The following is a 17,518-nucleotide window of genomic DNA, read 5'->3' as shown; positions in this document are numbered from 1 at the left end:
GTATCTTACGTTCACGTAAAGGTAATACGGCCGGCGCCCGCCGCGGAGGCGGAAGATGCTGTCGTTTTCGAGGTCGACAAGCAAGGCGGCATTTGCCAATGAGGTTGTCAGACAAGTTATGCGCCGGAGTGGAGCCGGCAAGCGGAGCAGGTTATGAGCGAAGAGATGGAATTTCCCGAACGCGAAAGCATGGAATTCGACGTTGTGATCGTCGGTGCCGGGCCGGCCGGATTGTCGGCCGCAATCCGCCTGAAGCAGGTCAATCCGGAGCTTTCCGTCGTCGTGCTCGAAAAGGGCGCGGAAGTGGGTGCCCATGTGTTGTCCGGCGCCGTCGTCGACCCGATCGGCATCGACCGCTTGCTTCCGGACTGGCGCAAGGAGGAGGGACATCCCTTCACCACGCCGGTGACGGACGACCAGTTCCTGTTTTTAGGCCCCGCCGGCTCGGTGCGCCTGCCGAACGCGTTGATGCCGCCGCTGATGAACAACCACGGCAACTACATCGTCTCGCTCGGCCTCGTCTGTCGCTGGCTCGCGGAAAAGGCAGAACGGTTGGGCGTCGAGATCTATCCGGGTTTCGCGGCAACGGAACTGCTTTATGACGAAGACGGCGCGGTGCGTGGCGTCGCGACCGGCGACATGGGCGTGGGGCGCAACGGCGAGCCGGGCCCGAACTTCACCCGCGGCATGGAGCTGCACGGCAAGTATGTGCTGATCGGGGAGGGCGTACGTGGTTCGCTCGCCAAACAGTTGATCGCGAAGTTCAATCTGCAGAAGGACCGCGAGCCACAGAAATATGGGATCGGCCTGAAGGAGCTCTGGGAGGTGAGGCCGGAGAACCACAAGCCGGGTCTCGTGCAGCATTCCTTCGGCTGGCCGCTCGGTATGAGCACCGGCGGCGGCTCCTTCCTCTACCATCTGCACGACAACCTAGTGGCGGTCGGCTTCGTCGTCCACCTGAACTACAAGAACCCCTATCTCTACCCCTTCGAGGAATTCCAGCGCTTCAAGACGCACGAGGCGATCCGCGGCACCTTCGAAGGTGCCAAGCGCATCTCGTATGGCGCCCGCGCCATCACCGAGGGCGGCTACCAGTCCGTGCCTAAGCTCTCCTTCCCCGGCGGTGCGCTGATCGGCTGCTCGGCGGGCTTCGTCAACGTGCCGCGCATCAAGGGCAGCCACAACGCCGTCCTTTCCGGAATGATGGCGGCCGAACGGATCGCCGAAGCGCTTGCCGCTGGTCGTGCCAGCGACGAGGTGGTCGAGATCGAGAACGACTGGCGCGACAGCGACATCGGCAAGGACCTGAAGCGCGTGCGCAACGTCAAGCCGCTGTGGTCCAAGCTCGGCACCGGCCTCGGCATCGCGCTGGGCGGCATCGACATGTGGACGAACCAGCTCTTCGGCTTCTCCTTCCTCGGCACGCTCAAACACGGCAAGACGGATGCCGAGGCGCTGGAGCCGGCGGCCAAGCACAAGCCGATCGCCTATCCGCGACCGGACGGGGTGCTGACCTTCGATCGCCTGTCGTCCGTCTTCCTCTCCAACACCAACCACGAGGAAGACCAGCCGGTTCACCTACAGGTAAATGACATGGAGCTGCAGAAGCGCTCCGAACTTGGCGTTTATGCCGGTCCTTCGACCCGCTACTGTCCCGCTGGCGTCTACGAATGGGTCGAGAAGGACGGCGAGGAGGTCTATGTGATCAACGCGCAGAACTGCGTCCACTGCAAGACCTGCGACATCAAGGACCCCAACCAGAACATCAACTGGGTTCCGCCGCAGGGCGGCGAGGGGCCGGTCTATCCGAGCATGTAAGCTAAGGCGAACCTCGCGTACCAAGGCGGTGATGGAGGCTGAGCCCTTTTTTAGCGTGCCAACGATGCTCGCGAAGGGGCGTCCTTGGCCGCCAAGAGAGTGCTTACTGACGAAGGCCGGCCCAGATGGTAGCCCTGCACCAGATCAATCCCCAAGGACTTCATCAGCTTGGCCTGCTCCAGCGTCTCGACACCTTCCGCAAGGATCGTCGCCTGTCGGTTCCGCACCAGCCGAATGATGTCTTCCAACATGGCCCTACCTCGCGGCGTTTGGGAGTCCTGAACGAAGGACTTGTCGATCTTTACGCAGTCGAAATCGATGATCCGAAGCCAAGAGAGGCCAGCGAAGCCGGTTCCAAAGTCGTCGAGCCAGATCTTTATGCCGAGGCTTTTGAGATCGCTGATGCAGCGGATGGCGTTGGAATGCATCTCCATGTCCTGGCCTTCGGTTATCTCCAGAGCCAACCTGTCACCCGTGATTCCCGCCTCATCCAGTGTCAGTGCCACGAACGCTGCAAAACCTGGACTGCGGAGTTGAAGCGGAGAGACGTTCACACTTGCAACCTTCATCAGGTTCGGTGCCAAAACCTCGTGACACACCGTCCGGATGGCCCACTGGCCGAGCTCGAAGATCGTCCCCGTGCGTTCCGCGATCGGGATGAAGAGGTTGGGCGAGACGCTGCCACCGTCCGGCATTCGCAGGCGCATAAGTGACTCTACTGCCGATACTTCGCCGGAAGCCACGTCCTGCAGAGGCTGATAGACCATCGAGACCAGTTGTTCCGCTACGGCGATCTTGAGAAGCGCTGCCACATGCTCGCGGTCGTCGCTGGTCTGCGGATCGAATGGATCGAAGAGCCGGACGCAGTTGCGGCCCGCGGCCTTGGCGCAATAAAGCGCCCGATCAGCATCGTAGATGACTTTTTCCAGTTTTGCCGAGTGGAGACTTGCGTACGCCGCACCGACGCTGACCGTGACGGTTGACATGCCGTCACGTCGCTGATCGTGCTGAAGACGCAGATTTTCGATGGTTTCTCGAATGCCTTCGGCCAAGGCAGCGACTTCCGGGGCACTACGCACATTGGCAAGTATGATGAACTCCTCGCCGCCATATCGCCCGATCGTCGCATTGTGATCATCGGCGAAGGCGCGAAGCGCATCTGCTACGATGATGAGGCAGCGGTCGCCTTGCTGATGGCCATAGCAATCATTGTATCTCTTGAAGAAGTCGACATCGACCAGTATCGCCGCGAACGCCTCCTGGGATGTCTGCCACCTATTCCAGAGGTCGCGCAGTCTCTGGTCAATCGCCCTGCGATTGTCCACCCCGGTGAGGGGATCGGTCCTCGAAAGCCGCAGCAACTGCTGGCCGCGCTCCATTGCTTCCTTCTGTTGAGCCTTTGCTTCCAAGGCATTGAGGAAGACGTTGTAGCGCTCCTGGTTCAGCTTCCAGTTCACGTAAGAGGTGAAGATGAAGCAGGAGACGCAGAAACTGCCGAACGTTAGCTTGTAGCCTATGTCAGCTGCGGGGATCTGGTAGAGGCCGGACAGGAATATGAGAACGATGACGGCTGAAGCGATAATCGAAAGCTTGAAGGCGAAGCTGAAGAACAGGTTGACGCTCATCATGAAGATGGCGCCGAAGACCATGTAGTAGGACATCACTTCGACGTGGGATGTCTGCAGCGCAGTGCCCAGCCAGCCGGCATAGGCAACCACCAGGGCGGTTGCCGAAAGCCGGTCGATTCCGTCGGCGCTTGCTTTCCGCCAGATCTGCAGTTCCAGCGCGGCCAGCATCAAGGCCGAGATGACGAAACGCGTCGCGACCGTCAGTGGCGCCGCATCCGGAATGAGCAAAAAGTCGCTGAGCGAAAAGAGCAGGTAGACGAGGACGGCGATCCATAGCCCCTGTCGTGTAGCCTGCTGCCGGATTTTCTCGCCGTGTTCCCTATATAGAGCGTGTAGAACAGCATCCGGCTGCTGCAGCGGATCGCGCGGAACGTCAATCTCTAACACATCGGCCAATCTGTGCGTCATGCACCTTCCACTGCGTTGATTGCTGTGGTGTCGAGCGTCGTCCGTCTCGGTCGGGGCCCGGACCCATGCTCGCATGCGCCGTCCTCCTGACCGGTCTCTTCGGACCAGCCTGGCTCCTACCAGAATATGCCGTCCCGCAGAAATGGAATACTGGAAGTAGCTTAAGTATCTCTAAATAAAAGCAGGAGTGGGCCCTGGCCGTGGGCCCGCGTTAACCATGTTACCGAAACCTGCAAGATTTTTTTTTGATCCTGGGTCATCTTGGGACGGTGTTAACCTTCCATTAACGAGCGAGATTGGTGTGAACAGACGCGAATTTGCTTTCGACGGGCAGAGCCTAATTACGCCCGAAGCCGTCCATCGGGAAATCTTCTCTCCTCAAGAATCCTCTGGTGAACATGATCTGGTTGAAGCCAAGGCGCAGGTGGCGCTGACCCTTTCGGTGGCAGTTCAGCAGGTTGCCGCGGGCCAGGAACCCGCCGTCATCATCGATCGCCTCATAAAATCGCTCCACGAGACCCGCGCCCGCTACTACGCTGTCTGGCCGGAACTCGTGCCGATCGTGCAGAACCACCCAGTCAGCGCCTACTTCCACGAAGATCCCTTCACCCGGTGGTCGTTCGAGAAGCCCCGTGGCTATTCCGGCGATGCCCACCTTATCGATTTCATCTACGGGCATCCTTCCGTCGCAGACGAGATCCGGTCATCCTCACTGCTGGGACAGACATTGCACAGATACACGTATAACGCACCTTCGGCGGTTGCCGTTCGCGAACGGCGCGATCTGCTGACGCGCTACGTGGACCAGGTCGCCGCCGAGAAAGGGCCGGAGGCCGAGATCCTGACGATCGCCGCCGGTCACTTGCGCGAAGCAGATCGCTCGGTAGCCCTGAAGCAGGGCGCCATCAAGCGCTGGGTGGCTCTGGACCAGGATCCGATGAGCGTCGGCGCAACCGCACGCGACTTCCAGGGCACCTGCGTGGAGGCGATCGACGGCTCGGTCCGCAGCATGCTGACGAGATCACAGGACCTTGGCACGTTTGACTTCATCTACGCCGCCGGGCTCTATGACTATCTGGCTGATAAGGTGGCAATCAAGCTCACGCAGACCTGCCTCGACCGGCTGAAGCCGGGTGGCATGTTCCTGTTCGCCAACTTCTCCACAGAAGTGCCGGACGACGGCTACATGGAGACGATCATGAACTGGACCTTGCTGCTACGCTCGCAGTCGGAGATGTGGAACATCATCAACGAGAGTGTTGCGGGTCGGGATGTGGAAACCGAGGTGAAGTTCGGAGCCAACCGCAACATCATCTACGGGACGATCAAGCTCCGCACCTGAGGAGCGGCAATCCCACGTTTTCGTGATAAGGCTGGTTCTGTCGTTATCTTTGCATTAACCATAGTGTCCTTAAGTTGCCGCCTCTAAACCGACACCTTGAGGACACAATTCATGTCGCTTTCCCGCCGCGGATTCCTGATCGGGCTGCCGCTTCTCGTTACCGGATGTGCCTCGAGCGGCATGGACGACCGCGCCAACTATGCTGCCCTGCCGGACGAGCCTTTTCCGCTGAAGCGCGTGCCGCTGGAAAAGATCAAACCGGAGCTCCGCCGTCAGGTGGTGGCTTATGAGACGACGCACAAGCCGGGCACGATCGTGGTGGATACGCCAGCCCGTCGCCTGTACCACATCATGGAAGGCGGCAAGGCGATGCGCTACGGCGTCGGTGTCGGCAAGGAAGGGCTCGCCTTCCGCGGTAACGCCTACGTCGGTCGCAAGGCGGAATGGCCTAGCTGGACGCCAACGGCAAACATGATCCGGCGCGAGCCGGAAAAGAACTTGAAGTACGCAGCCGGCGTTCCCGGCGGCCCGAACAATCCACTTGGCGCCCGTGCAATGTATCTCTACCGCAACGGCAACGACACGCATTTCCGGATCCACGGCACCAATCAGCCGCAGACGATCGGCTACGCGATGTCGAGCGGCTGCGTGCGCATGATGAACCACGACGTGATCGACCTCTACGAACGCGTCAACGTCGGGGACCGCGTCGTGGTCCTGCAGGCCTGATGTTTAGCTGGAAAGATTAACGGGCCTTCCAGGCAACCACCATCAAGGCGCCAATGACCGTGATGTGCTCCATCACGACGTAGAACTCGATCGTCTTGAAGGGTTCTTCCATCGTCCAGAAATTATGGGCGATCGGGATTGTCAGCGCGGTGAAGACGGCGAGCGCCCCGGCGCCTAGCCAGGTCCACCGGTTGAGGATGATGAGCGCGGAGCCACCAAGCTGCGTGATGATCACGGCGATGTTGAAGAGCGTGGCCGGTTCGAGCCCGAAATGGGCCATTTCCGCCACGCCAGCATCGAAATCCATCAGCTTCGAAAGCCCGCTCCCCCAGAACATGAAGGTGAGCACGGTTCTGGCAAGATAGCCAAACCAGGTGGTGCCGGTCAGTGCGGCAACCGGATTGCCGAAGGCATGCGTCTGCGAAGTCGCCATGTTGTCCCCCTATGGCTCAACGGGAGCATTTTAAACCAATTCATTTTCGCTGTTAAGGTTGTGCTGAGAATGAAAATCAACCGCGGCAGGGGTGTCTCTGCCACGGCGTGAGCCTCAGCGAACGCCTTTCCTCTCGAGCGCCACCGAGACCAGGAAGACGCCGAGGCCGAGCAGCGACAGCAGGGCACCGACATAACCGGTGGCGGAAAATCCCCAGCCCCAGGAGATGACGAGCCCGCCGAGCCAGGCACCGAGGGCGTTGGCAATGTTGAAGGCGGAATGGTTGGAGGCGGCGGCAAGCGTTTGCGCATCGGCTGCGACATCCATCAGGCGCGTCTGCAGCGCAGGTCCCGGAGCAAACCCGCATCCGACGAGGAAAACGGTGATGTAGAGCGCGATGGGATGGTGGGCGAAGAGGGCGAAGCCGATCATCACCACGACATAGAAGACCATCGAGCCGCCGATCGTGCCGCGCAGCGAAAGGTCTGCGAGCCGCGATCCGACGATATTGCCGACATTCATGCCGAGGCCGAAGAGCGCCAGCACCACCGAGACCATGGCAACCGGAAGCCCGGCCGTTTCCGTTGTCGTGGAAGCAATGTAGCTGAACACGGAGAACATGCCGCCGAAGCCAATGGCCGCGATACCAAGCGTCAGCCAGACTTGCGCCTTGCCAAAGGCAGTGAGCTCGCTGCGAATGCTCGCCCCATCCCGCACCTTGTCTTGCGGTTGGAAGATCCACAGCAGCAGCGCCGTCAACGCGGCAATCGCGCCCACAAGCAGGAAGGCGGCGCGCCAGCTGAGCGCCTGGCCGAGGAAGGTGGCAAGCGGTGTTCCGGCAAGTGTGGCGATCGTCAGTCCCAGCATGACGCGTCCCACCGCCCGGGCCCTCTTGGTCGGCGGCACCATGGAGGCGGCGACGAGCGAGGCGACACCGAAATAGGCGCCGTGCGGAAGTCCGGTGATAAACCGAAGCGTGGTAAAGCTCCAGAAATCGGGCGCGGCGGCGCTCAGGATGTTGCTGAGCGCAAACAGGCTCATCAGGCAGAGCAGGAGTTTGCGTCGCGACATCCGCGCCGACAGGATCGCAATGATTGGCGCACCAACCACTACGCCGAGCGCATAGGCGCTGATGACATAGCCGGCCGTCGGGATGCTGACGCCATAGGTCGAGGCGACGTCCGGCAGCAGTCCCATGATTACGAACTCGCCGGTGCCGATGCCGAAGCCGCCGATCGCCAGCGCGATCTCGATCAGGAGGATTGCCATCGGTGTAAGAGCGGGCGGTTGTGCGGATACCAAGCCGGCAGTGCGTTCTGCGGAGGAAGCTGAAGCAATCGTTTCTGTCATGGAAAAAGCCGCAGTACATGAAAAGGAGGAGTGCGATCGCCGAACGGCGGCTGCAAATAGCGATGGGGAGGTAGCATGCGATGATGCGCCGCGGTAGAGCCGATCTTGCAAGGCAGGTGCCTGCAGCTGGAGCTGAGATCGGCTCGTCATTTGTTCCAGGCCGGCAACCTTTGGCGGCATCAATCGTTGTCAGCCGTCAAGTTTCGGGGAACAGTGACCGCACATCATGAATCTCGTTGGCGTCTTCAACCGCGATGGCGGGACCTTCAGGACTACGGATATGGATGCCTATTGCGCCCATTCCGCCCGGACCTTCACCGAGGCCGGCCACAAGATCCAATGCCACGTCGTTGCCGGCGCGGATGTGGTCGAGACGATGCAGCGAGTGGCCGCAACGCCGGAGGTCGAGGGCCTGATTGCCGGTGGCGGCGACGGCACCATCTCCGCAGCTGCCGACATCGCCTGGCGCAACGGCCTGACGCTCGGCATCGTTCCGGCTGGAACCATGAACCTCTTTGCGCGCTCCCTGAAGCTGCCGCTCGATATCTGGGAAGTCCTCGACATCCTTGCGGAGGGCCGGGTGCAGCATGTGGACATCGCTAGCGCCAATGGTCGGAGCTTCGTCCACCAGTTCTCGGCGGGGCTTCACGCCCGCATGGTCCGCTATCGCAACTCGATGACCTTCGGCTCCCGCCTTGGCAAGATCCGCGCCAGCACGCGTGCGGTGTTCGGTGTGATGTTCAATCCGCCGGTCTTTGAGGTAGAGTTCAATGCCGAGGGGCAGAAGGGCCTGCGCAAGGTGTCCGCAATTTCAGTTTCAAACAACGAGTTCGGTTCTGATCCGCTGCTTTACGCAGACGACGTGACGCGCGGCCATCTTGGCTTCTATACCGCAGATCCGTTGACCCCCGGCGGCGTCGCCCATCTCGCCTTCGACATCCTGCGCGGGCGTTTCAAGGAGAACGAGGCGGTCAAGGGAATGACGGCGACCGAAGTGGAGCTTCACTTCCCCCGCGAACGCAAGGACACCCGTTGCGTCATCGACGGCGAGTTGCTGCCGCTGGGGCGCGACGTGACAATCCGCATCCATGCTGGCGAGCTGAAGGTTCTGGTGCCGCAGGACGAGTCACAGGAGGAAGCCGGCAGCGGCATCTGACGGGTCAGATGCGCGGCAGATAGGTCCGGTGATCGAAGTCGGAGACGGTCCTGAGATGGGTGACCGCTTCTTTCCGCTTCGTATCGCCGTAGAGCCTCTGGTAGCGTTCGCCGAATACGTCACGGATGAAGGGTGAGGCAGCGAAATCCTCGACGGCTGTGAGGAAATCATGGGTGAGGCGCCGACTGCTGCTCGGAGCCTTACCGGGTTCTGTTGCAGGTCCCGGATCCAGCGTCTTTTCCAGGCCGAGCAGCATGCCCCCCAGGATCGCCGACAGCAGCAAATACGGATTGGCGTCGGCACCGGCGACACGGTGCTCAATACGCGCCGCCGGTCCGTCCGTGTCCGGAATACGGATCGCGGTACCGCGATGGCCGGGGCCCCAGTCGATGTCGACCGGCGCAAAAGAGCCCGGCTGGAAGCGGCGGTAGGAATTGGCGAAAGGCGCGAAGATCAGCTGCGCATCGAGCATCGTGTCTAGCATGCCGGCGCAGACGGACCTGAGCAGCACCGGCTCGCCACCCTTCGCGTCGAAGATGTTGTTGCCGTCACGGTCGACCACGCTGGCATGCACGTGCAGCCCGGACCCGGCATGTTCGGCATAAGGCTTGGCCATGCAGGTGGATTTCAGGCCGTGCTTGCGCGCCGCCTGTTCGGCCAGCCGCTTCAGGTAGATGCAATCGTCCGCGGCAGCGAGCGCATCGGCGCGATGGAGCAGGTTGATCTCGTACTGCCCGGGCCCGAACTCCGCCGTGGTCGCGTCGGCCGGCAGACCTTGAGCCTTTGCCCAAGCTCGCAACGTCTGCAGATAGTCGTCGAGCGCATCGACGGCGCTCATGTCGTAGAGCTGGAAGCCGTTCGGATTGCCGCGATAGGTCAGCCGCTCCGGCGGCCGCGGAACGCCAGTCTCCCGCCAGTCATCCTCCACCACATAGAACTCAAGCTCGGTGGCAACCACCGGGGTCAGGCCACGCTCCTCGTACCGCTTGAGCATCGCGGCAAGAATGGCACGCGGATCCATGAAGCTCGGGCTGCCATCGAGCTCGTGCATCGTCGCCAGCACCTGCTGCGATCCCGCCGGCGCCCAGGGCATGGGCGCTAGACTACGTCGATCGGGAATGCACACGCCATCCGGATCGCCGATCGAAAGCGACAGGCCCGTGATGTCGTCATTGTCGTCGCCCCAGATGTCGAGTGACTGGGTGGAAGAGGGCAGTCGCACCGAACCCTCCCAGACCTTCTTTTCCGCCTCCAGCGGGATCTGCTTGCCGCGCAGGTCGCCGTTCATGCCGACGAGCAGGATCTCGATGCGGGGCAGTGCAGTTTCGTTGGCCATGGATTGTCTTCCGGAGGAGGTTGCATGGCCCCGTTCGTAGCCGATAAGAATCGCCCATACAATCTGGAGGCCGAGACCGTTTCATGACCGACATGCCGCTCCTGTCCAACCTCGATGCCATAGACGCTGCCCACCACCTGCACCCCTTCTCCGACATGAAGAAGCTGAATGCAGCGGGTACGCGGATCATCGAAAGGGCCGAGGGCGTCCACATCTTCGACAATACGGGAAAGAGGTATCTCGACGCCTTTGCCGGTCTCTGGTGCGTCAACGTAGGCTACGGCCGCACCGAAATTGCGGACGCGACGCATCAGCAGATGCAGGAATTGCCCTACTACAACACCTTCTTTGGCACGACGACGCCGCCGGCGACCCTTCTTGCCCAGAAAATCGCCTCCCATACGGGCGATACACTGAACCGCGTGTTCTTCACCAACTCTGGCTCGGAAGCCAACGACACCTGGTTCCGCATGGCCCGCGTCTACTGGAAGGCGCTCGGCAAACCGAACAAGACCCAGGTGATTGCGCGCAAGAACGCCTATCACGGCTCGACCATCGCTGGCGCCTCACTAGGCGGCATGAGGTGGATGCACGAACAGGGCAACCTGCCGATCCCCGGGATCTCGCACATCAACCAACCCTACTGGTATGCCGAGGGTGGCGACCTGACGCCAGCGGAGTTTGGCCTAAAGGTGGCACGCGAGCTGGATGAGAAGATCGAGGAGCTCGGCCAAGACAATGTCGCGGCCTTTGTCGCCGAGCCGATCCAGGGTGCCGGCGGCGTCATCGTTCCGCCGGATACCTACTGGCCCGAGATCGCCCGCATCTGCCGCGAGCGCAACATCCTGCTCGTCTGCGATGAAGTGATCTGCGGCTTCGGCCGTCTCGGCACGTGGTTCGGCCATCAGCATTACGGCGTCGAACCGGATTTGGCTCCGATCGCCAAGGGTCTGTCCTCCGGCTACCTGCCGATCGGCGGCGTCCTGGTGAGCGATCGGGTGGCGGATGTGATGGTCGAGGAACTTGGGGATTTCTACCACGGCTTCACCTATTCCGGCCATCCGGTCTGTGCCGCCGCAGCGCTGAAAAACCTGCGCATCATCGAGGAGGAGGGGCTGGTGGAAAGGGTTCGTGACGACATCGGCCCCTATTTCGCCGAGGCCTGGAAGAGTCTGGAGGACCACGAGGTGGTGGGCGAGGCAGTGAGCGTCGGCCTGATGGGCGGCCTGCAGATGGCAGTCGACAAGGCAACCCGCCGCCGCTACGCCAAGCCCGACGACGTCGGCACGCTCGTCCGCAACCACTGCCTCGAGAACGGGCTCATCATGCGCGCGACCGGCGATCGGATGCTAGCCTCCCCGGCATTCACCATCACGCATTCGCAACTGGACGAAATGGTTGAGACGCTGCGCAAGGGCCTCGACCACCTGCGTGATGCCGTCGGGGAGTAGCGGCGGCGCCTTCGTTCGCCACCGGCACATACCCAGGCATAGCCGAAGCGTAGTCGTCGCCGGGCCGGCCAAAGTTGCGCGGGAGGGCAAACGTGCGAAAGCCTGCCTTTTTGCGGCTACATGCGATCCGCATTCATGGGGGCTTTAGGAAGCCGTTCAAGGCCTGATCAGGATATAGTGAAAGGGCGGTGCCGGCTTGTCCGGGTGCCCTGTGAAGGGCAGGACGATCTCCTGAGGCTGCGGCAGCGACAGGCCATCGCCGAGCCTTGACCTCGCCCAGTTGACCAATGCCTCCGGCGGCACCGCGGACGTACCCCGCCACATCAGCGCAACTGGTCCTCCGGTTGACCGATCGTACGCCAGCTGCAGGTTGGGGAACTGTGTCGAAATGACGGAGGCCTGGGGCCAGCGCATCTTGAGGTTCCCCGCCACCGTCCAGTCGGTCGTTGCGATAACTGCCGGGCTAACCTGTACCTGATCCGTAAAGGCGGTTCGGAAGGCATCGTAGGGCTGCTGATAATGCGAGGTTGAACGCGAACCGGCGATGAAGGTAGCTATCGGCAGCAGCACGATGATCCCAAGTGCAGCCGGCATCAACCGTCGCAGCGGCACATCGGGATCTAGCCCCTGTGCCTCGAGCTTCAGAACGCCATAAAGCGGCAACATCTGGAGGAGGGGCAACATCCATCGATCCCGGATCGTTGTGAGGGTGACGGCAAAGATGAGCAGTACGAGGATCAGCAGAATGCACACCAGAAACGTGCCAATGAACCGGCTGCCAACCGAGCTGGCAGTGCGCGCCGTGGGGGCAGAGTTGCCGAAGGGCAGGCCCACGGCAGCTAGGGCCGGCGCGGAAATTACCAGGGTGATCGCCAGAAGACTGCCGAGGCCCGACGCAATCTCGCCGAACCTTCCTGTGTCGCCCGCGTCTTCACCCATGCGGGCGACTGTCACGGAAGATGCGACCTTCAGGTTTTCGATGAACCAGAAGGCATGCGGCAACACGATGAGGACGGCGATCGCTGCTGCAGCGACGATCCGCCAGTCGAGAATACGGGCCCGACCGTTTGGGTGGAGGTAGACGGCGACAGCGAGGGCGGGCAGGAAGAGCGCGAAGTTGTACTTTGTCAGCATGCCCAAGCCGACGGCTGCACCCAGCAGCAGGTAGTTTCGCAGGCTCGGCCATCTGAGCACCACGACGGCCGAAATCATCAGCAGGTTGAGCAGCAGCATGGTTGCCGTCGTATGCGTAAGATCGCGCTGCGCCTGCCAGAACATTTGCGGAATGAGAAACAGTCCGAGCGCCGCCATAACCGCATAGGATGCGTTGTTAACGAGCATCCGCGCCAGCACATAATAGGAGCAGATGATCGCAAACAGGACCATCGATTTCAGAACCGCAAGTCCGACCAGGTAATCGCCGACGATCTGGAAGGTCAGCTGCTGGAGCCAGTTGTAGAGTGGCGGCTGCGCGTCATAACCGGCAGCCAACCATTGCGAGAGGAAAACCTGCTGTGCCTCATCAATGCGCAGCCCGTCCGGTAGCGCGAGCCGGACGAACACCTGACAGGCGTAATAGATTGCAAAGATCCAGAGGACCGAGGGTGCCAGGCGCCATATCCGCTCGTTCCAACCGGACAGCATCAGTCGCCCTTCTGAAACACTGTCCGCACGATGTAGCTTGGCGACGTATCATCGCGGTGATGAACCCGAGCGATCATCTCGGCCAGGATACCGGTCGTGATCAGCTGGACCGAGGATAGGAAGAGCATAAAGCCCAGAATCAGCAGCGGCCGGCCGCCGATATCCTCTCCAAAGACGACCTTCTGGATGAACAGCCAGAACAGGATGAGGACGCTGAGGAAGCCGGTGCCGAGCCCGAGCGAACCGAAGAAATGTCCGGGACGCGCCTTGTAGCGCATGAAGAACATTACCGAGAGGAGGTCCAGGATCACGCGGAAGGTACGGGAGATGCCGTATTTCGAGGTGCCATGCTGGCGCGCATGATGCGTCACCTCGATTTCGCCGATGCGTGAGCTCGGCACGACGCTCGCGACCCACGCAGGAATAAAACGGTGCATCTCGCCCATCAGCTTGACCTGCTTGATCACCGTGGCGCGGTAGATCTTCAGGCTGCACCCATAGTCGTGCAGCTTGACGCCGGTAATGCGGCCGATCAAGTAATTGGCGCACCACGACGGTATCTTGCGAACAACGAGCCCGTCCTTGCGGTTCTTGCGCCAGCCTACAAGCAGGTCGAGCTCCCGCTCTTCGAGCGCTCGAACCATCAAGGGAATGTCGTTCGGGTCGTTCTGCAGGTCGCCGTCGAGCGTGGCAATCAGACGTCCGCGGGCCGTGTCGATACCAGCCTGCATCGCGGCCGTCTGCCCGAAATTGCGTTGGAGTTCGACGATCGTCAGGTCGAGCCCAGGACGCGAGAGAAAGTTGCGCGCGGTGGGGAGCGTTCGATCGGCGCTGCCGTCATCAACCAGCACCAGTTCCCAGGCACCAGGGAAGGCCGCCATTGCCTCGATGATCCGCTCGACAAGGGGGCGGACGCTCTCTTCCTCGTTGAAGATAGGCACCACCAAAGACAGCTCGGGAGCACCCGCCGGCTGCGGGCTCTCCAGGCTCGTTTCGATCATCGCACTCACGCGCAGGCTCCATATAGATCCGATGGTCTGCGAGCCCACTTTCGTGCTAAGGGCGGCCGAACCATCTGTGGGTGCACGACTATATGAAATCCAATCAGGATGCCAGCCAAGAGCGGTGGCCCCGGCGCAATCGCATGTGGCTTGCCACAGCCGGCACGCTGGTCGCCTACGTCCTGTTCCTCCAGGTTGCCTTCGGTATTCCCACGCTCGTTAGGGAACTGGCGGCTACAGGCATCTTGCCACTGGCGGCTGCTTTGGCGCTTCTCGTCATGACGTATGTCGTACGCTGCTGGCGCGTAGCAGACTATTTCCCCCGGGAGACGCGAGGACGGTTTCGCCGGCTTCTTCGTCTGACGCTCGTCCACAATCTCCTTAACATCATGCTGCCTCTACGCTCGGGCGAGGCGAGCTTTCCCCTCCTGATGCGCTCGGAATTCGGCATGCCGCTCGCTCGTGCCACGGCTGCATTGCTGTTCATGCGTCTCCTCGATCTCCACGCCTTGCTGGCGGCCGCTGGCATCGGCCTCGTGATCGGGAAGGGGGGCGAGTGGTGGACCGTTGTCGCATGGCTTGCCTTCCTGCTCGCGCCTGTGCCGCTGTTTGCGCTGAAGGACGCCATCCTGAAAATGGCGGGGCGCCTTCCGGAGCGGCCGCGGGTTCTGGTGGACGAGATGGGACGAGGGATGCCGGTGAACGCGATGGCGTTCCTCCGGGCCTGGGGCGCGACCTTAATGAATTGGGGGGTCAAGGTCGCCGTCCTGGCCTGGGTGCTGCGATTGATGGATGTCGCTCCACTTTCCGCAAGCTTTGGCGGTGCACTGGGCGGGGAGCTCTCTTCTGTCCTGCCTGTCCACGCGCCGGGTGGAGTGGGGACCTATGCTGCCGGTATTGTCGCGGGAACTCTGTCCTTTGGCGCTGCGGCGAGCCCCGGCGCGCTTGAGGTGATCAGCAAGGCGGCTGTGAACGCGCACCTGCTGATCCTGATCTCGGCCTTGCTCGGAACCGGGATGGCAATTCTCATTGCACCCTCGAAGGATGGCGCCTGAAGGAAAGCCGGCGGCTTGGACCCCCGCTCTTCCTCTTTCTACTGAAAGGCCGTCTCGTAGAAGCTTCTGAGCTTGCGCGAATGCAGCCGCTCGACCGGCATGGCTGCCAGCTTCTGCACTGCGCGGATGCCGATCTGCAGGTGCTGGCTGACCTGAGTTCGGTAGAAGGCGGTTGCCATGCCGGGCAGCTTCAACTCGCCATGCAGCGGCTTGTCAGAGACGCAGAGCAGAGTGCCATAGGGCACGCGGAAGCGGAAGCCGTTGGCGGCGATAGTCGCCGATTCCATGTCGAGCGCGATCGCCCGGGACTGCGACAGCCGCTTCACCGGGCCACGCTGGTCGCGCAGTTCCCAGTTGCGGTTATCGATCGTCGCGACGGTGCCGGTGCGCATGATGCGCTTCAGCTCGAAGCCTTCGTAACCTGTGATCTCCTCGACAGCATCCTCGAGCGCCTGCTGCACTTCGGCAAGAGCGGGGATGGGCACCCAGACCGGCAGGTCGTCGTCAAGAACGTGATCCTCGCGCACATAGGCATGCGCCAGCACGTAGTCGCCAAGCCGCTGGCTGTTGCGCAGGCCCGCACAGTGGCCCACCATCAGCCAAGCATGCGGGCGAAGCACGGCGATGTGGTCGGTGATCGTCTTCGCGTTCGAGGGGCCGACCCCAATGTTGACGAGAGTGATACCCGCATGGCCCTTCTTCTTCAGGTGATACGCCGGCATCTGCGGCATGCGCCCCACCGCGCCTGCATCGTCCTTCGCAGAGCCTGAGGGCGTGATGACGTTGCCGGGTTCGACGAAGGCGTCGTAGCCCTCGCCACCACGAGCCATCATTCCCCGCGCCCATTGAGCGAACTCGTCTATGTAGAACTGGTAGTTGGTGAACAGGACGAAGTTCTGGAAATGCTCAGCACTGGTGGCCGTATAGTGGCTGAGGCGTGCAAGCGAGTAATCGATCCGCTGCGCCGTAAAAGGTGCCAGAGGCGACGGCTCACCTGGCACTTCCTCATACTCGCCGTTGGCGATCAGGTCGTCGGTGTTGGTGAGATCCGGCGTGTCGAAGAGATCGCGAAGGCTGAGATCGGCAAGGCTCGCAGTCGCGCTAGCTTCCACATGGGCGCCTTCGCCGAAAGCGAAGTGCAGCGGGATCGGCGTCGTCGATTCCGAAACGGTCACCGGAACATTGTGATTGCGCATCAGCAGTTCCAGCTGCTCTTTCAGATAGTGTCGGAAGAGCGTCGGGCGGGTAACCGTCGTCGTGTAGAGGCCGGGGGAGGTGACGTGTCCGTAGGACAGGCGCGAATCCGCATGCCCAAACGACGTCGTCTCGATGCTGACCTGCGGATAGCAGGCGCGGTAGCGGCCGGTGACAGGCGCCCCCTTTGCCAGCCCGCCAAAGGCGTCCATGAGGAAGCTCGTATTGCGCTCGTAAAGCGCAGTCAACGCGTCAACGGCGGCCGTCGCATCATCGAATACGCGCGGCTCGTAGCGACTGGGGCTGGCGTAGGAGAGGGGTGAAAGGGAAAAGATTCGTGTGCTCATGCGGCATTATAAGATGAAGTCGCTGGCAAGCGGAAGACACCCGGACCGCTGGCGGTCTCAGCTCATGGACTGCCGCTGCAGGCTCACGAACAGCACGAAGCCTGCGCCTTGCTTGGGCAGGAGGCCGTGATCGGCGCTGCTGACGGTCACAAGCGCAAGCGGTCCAACCAGTGTAAGTGTCGCCAGCGCAACACGAAGGAGAGCCACAAGGGCAGGACGGCGGCGTCGGGATGTTTGACTTCGGCTCATGACGCGCCCCCGCATGAGGCAGGCGCACAGTGTGCGAATGCGGCCAATCGTGATGCTGAGGCTCGCGATGCAGCCTGCAGAACAAGCGCCGAAAAGAGGATGGCGAAGTTGGCGCCAACGAGACTGATGATGAGCAAACGGCGAACCAGAACTGACATGTGCATCTCCCCGGACCTTGTGGGTGCACGTGTAGCTCTTCGGCCCTGAACTGCCGATGAGACGGGGGTTCATCTACGGTTCACAGAAGTTAACCGCAAATATCAGGTAGCTGAGTCAGCCCGAGAACAGGCTGGACAAGAAAAAAGCCGGCTTGCGCCGACTTCAGACTGCTGACAAACCCCTGGCCTGTGCTGGGGGTTTGCGATTCATTGGGACAT

14 protein-coding genes are annotated in these 17,518 nt (G+C 61.5%); 6 read left to right on the top strand and 8 right to left on the bottom strand.

From position 1 onward, the window contains the following. The first annotated feature begins 153 nt into the window (after nucleotides 1-153). On the top strand, nucleotides 154-1,818 hold the full coding sequence (locus MUU54_RS00070) for an electron transfer flavoprotein-ubiquinone oxidoreductase (protein ID WP_247241995.1): 1,665 nt from the start codon (nucleotides 154-156) through the stop codon (nucleotides 1,816-1,818). Between the two features lie 50 nt (nucleotides 1,819-1,868). Here MUU54_RS00070 and MUU54_RS00065 read toward each other — a convergent pair whose 3' ends face one another. Beyond that, a complete protein-coding gene (locus MUU54_RS00065; protein WP_247241994.1) occupies nucleotides 1,869-3,854 on the bottom strand; it encodes a putative bifunctional diguanylate cyclase/phosphodiesterase in 1,986 nt (661 codons plus the stop codon). Nucleotides 3,855-4,155: 301 nt separating this feature from the next. On the opposite strand from MUU54_RS00065, the gene MUU54_RS00060 reads away from it, so the two are divergent. Together MUU54_RS00060 and MUU54_RS00055 are read left to right on the top strand one after the other, a co-directional pair. Beyond that, nucleotides 4,156-5,196 carry a class I SAM-dependent methyltransferase gene (locus tag MUU54_RS00060; protein ID WP_247241993.1) on the top strand — a complete coding sequence of 347 codons (1,041 nt, stop codon included), beginning with the start codon at nucleotides 4,156-4,158 and terminating at the stop codon, nucleotides 5,194-5,196. 111 nt (nucleotides 5,197-5,307) lie between these two features. Then, on the top strand, nucleotides 5,308-5,925 hold the full coding sequence (locus tag MUU54_RS00055) for a L,D-transpeptidase (RefSeq protein ID WP_247241992.1): 618 nt from the start codon (nucleotides 5,308-5,310) through the stop codon (nucleotides 5,923-5,925). A gap of 16 nt (nucleotides 5,926-5,941) precedes the next feature. Here the strand turns inward: MUU54_RS00055 and MUU54_RS00050 are convergent, their stop codons facing one another. Further along, entirely contained in the window at nucleotides 5,942-6,358 is a 417-nt protein-coding gene (locus tag MUU54_RS00050) for a DoxX family protein (RefSeq protein WP_247241991.1), read from the bottom strand. A gap of 114 nt (nucleotides 6,359-6,472) precedes the next feature. Continuing rightward, a complete protein-coding gene (locus MUU54_RS00045) occupies nucleotides 6,473-7,627 on the bottom strand; it encodes an MFS transporter (RefSeq protein WP_247242376.1) in 1,155 nt (384 codons plus the stop codon). Between the two features lie 307 nt (nucleotides 7,628-7,934). Here MUU54_RS00045 and MUU54_RS00040 point away from each other — a divergent pair, with 307 nt between their 5' ends. Then, nucleotides 7,935-8,864, top strand: coding sequence for a diacylglycerol/lipid kinase family protein (locus MUU54_RS00040; RefSeq protein WP_247241990.1), 930 nt, complete (start codon nucleotides 7,935-7,937; stop codon nucleotides 8,862-8,864). Between the two features lie 4 nt (nucleotides 8,865-8,868). Here MUU54_RS00040 and MUU54_RS00035 read toward each other — a convergent pair whose 3' ends face one another. Beyond that, nucleotides 8,869-10,200: a glutamine synthetase family protein gene (locus MUU54_RS00035; protein WP_247241989.1), complete on the bottom strand. Its 1,332-nt coding sequence runs from the start codon at nucleotides 10,198-10,200 to the stop codon at nucleotides 8,869-8,871. An 83-nt stretch (nucleotides 10,201-10,283) separates the two neighbouring features. Here MUU54_RS00035 and MUU54_RS00030 point away from each other — a divergent pair, with 83 nt between their 5' ends. Continuing rightward, on the top strand, nucleotides 10,284-11,651 hold the full coding sequence (locus MUU54_RS00030; protein ID WP_247241988.1) for an aspartate aminotransferase family protein: 1,368 nt from the start codon (nucleotides 10,284-10,286) through the stop codon (nucleotides 11,649-11,651). 156 nt (nucleotides 11,652-11,807) lie between these two features. Here MUU54_RS00030 and MUU54_RS00025 read toward each other — a convergent pair whose 3' ends face one another. Beyond that, the gene (locus MUU54_RS00025) at nucleotides 11,808-13,295 is read right to left on the bottom strand and encodes an ArnT family glycosyltransferase (protein ID WP_247241987.1); all 1,488 of its coding nucleotides are present in this window, start codon (nucleotides 13,293-13,295) and stop codon (nucleotides 11,808-11,810) included. After that, nucleotides 13,295-14,296: a glycosyltransferase family 2 protein gene (locus MUU54_RS00020; RefSeq protein WP_247242375.1), complete on the bottom strand. Its 1,002-nt coding sequence runs from the start codon at nucleotides 14,294-14,296 to the stop codon at nucleotides 13,295-13,297. Before MUU54_RS00020 ends, MUU54_RS00025 begins: the two co-directional genes overlap by 1 nt. Before the next feature lie 92 nt (nucleotides 14,297-14,388). Between MUU54_RS00020 and MUU54_RS00015 the strand changes: the two genes are divergently transcribed. After that, nucleotides 14,389-15,351 carry a lysylphosphatidylglycerol synthase domain-containing protein gene (locus tag MUU54_RS00015; RefSeq protein ID WP_247241986.1) on the top strand — a complete coding sequence of 321 codons (963 nt, stop codon included), beginning with the start codon at nucleotides 14,389-14,391 and terminating at the stop codon, nucleotides 15,349-15,351. A 38-nt stretch (nucleotides 15,352-15,389) separates the two neighbouring features. Here the strand turns inward: MUU54_RS00015 and amn are convergent, their stop codons facing one another. Together amn and MUU54_RS00005 are read right to left on the bottom strand one after the other, a co-directional pair. Further along, nucleotides 15,390-16,892 carry an AMP nucleosidase gene (amn, locus tag MUU54_RS00010; protein ID WP_247241985.1) on the bottom strand — a complete coding sequence of 501 codons (1,503 nt, stop codon included), beginning with the start codon at nucleotides 16,890-16,892 and terminating at the stop codon, nucleotides 15,390-15,392. Between the two features lie 57 nt (nucleotides 16,893-16,949). Next, nucleotides 16,950-17,141: a hypothetical protein gene (locus MUU54_RS00005; protein WP_247241984.1), complete on the bottom strand. Its 192-nt coding sequence runs from the start codon at nucleotides 17,139-17,141 to the stop codon at nucleotides 16,950-16,952. Nucleotides 17,142-17,518 lie beyond the last annotated feature (377 nt).

This window comes from Pseudorhizobium tarimense, from assembly GCF_022968135.1.
Taxonomy (GTDB): Bacteria; Pseudomonadota; Alphaproteobacteria; order Rhizobiales; family Rhizobiaceae; genus Neorhizobium; species Neorhizobium tarimense.
This window is presented reverse-complemented; position numbering and strand designations above follow the sequence as displayed.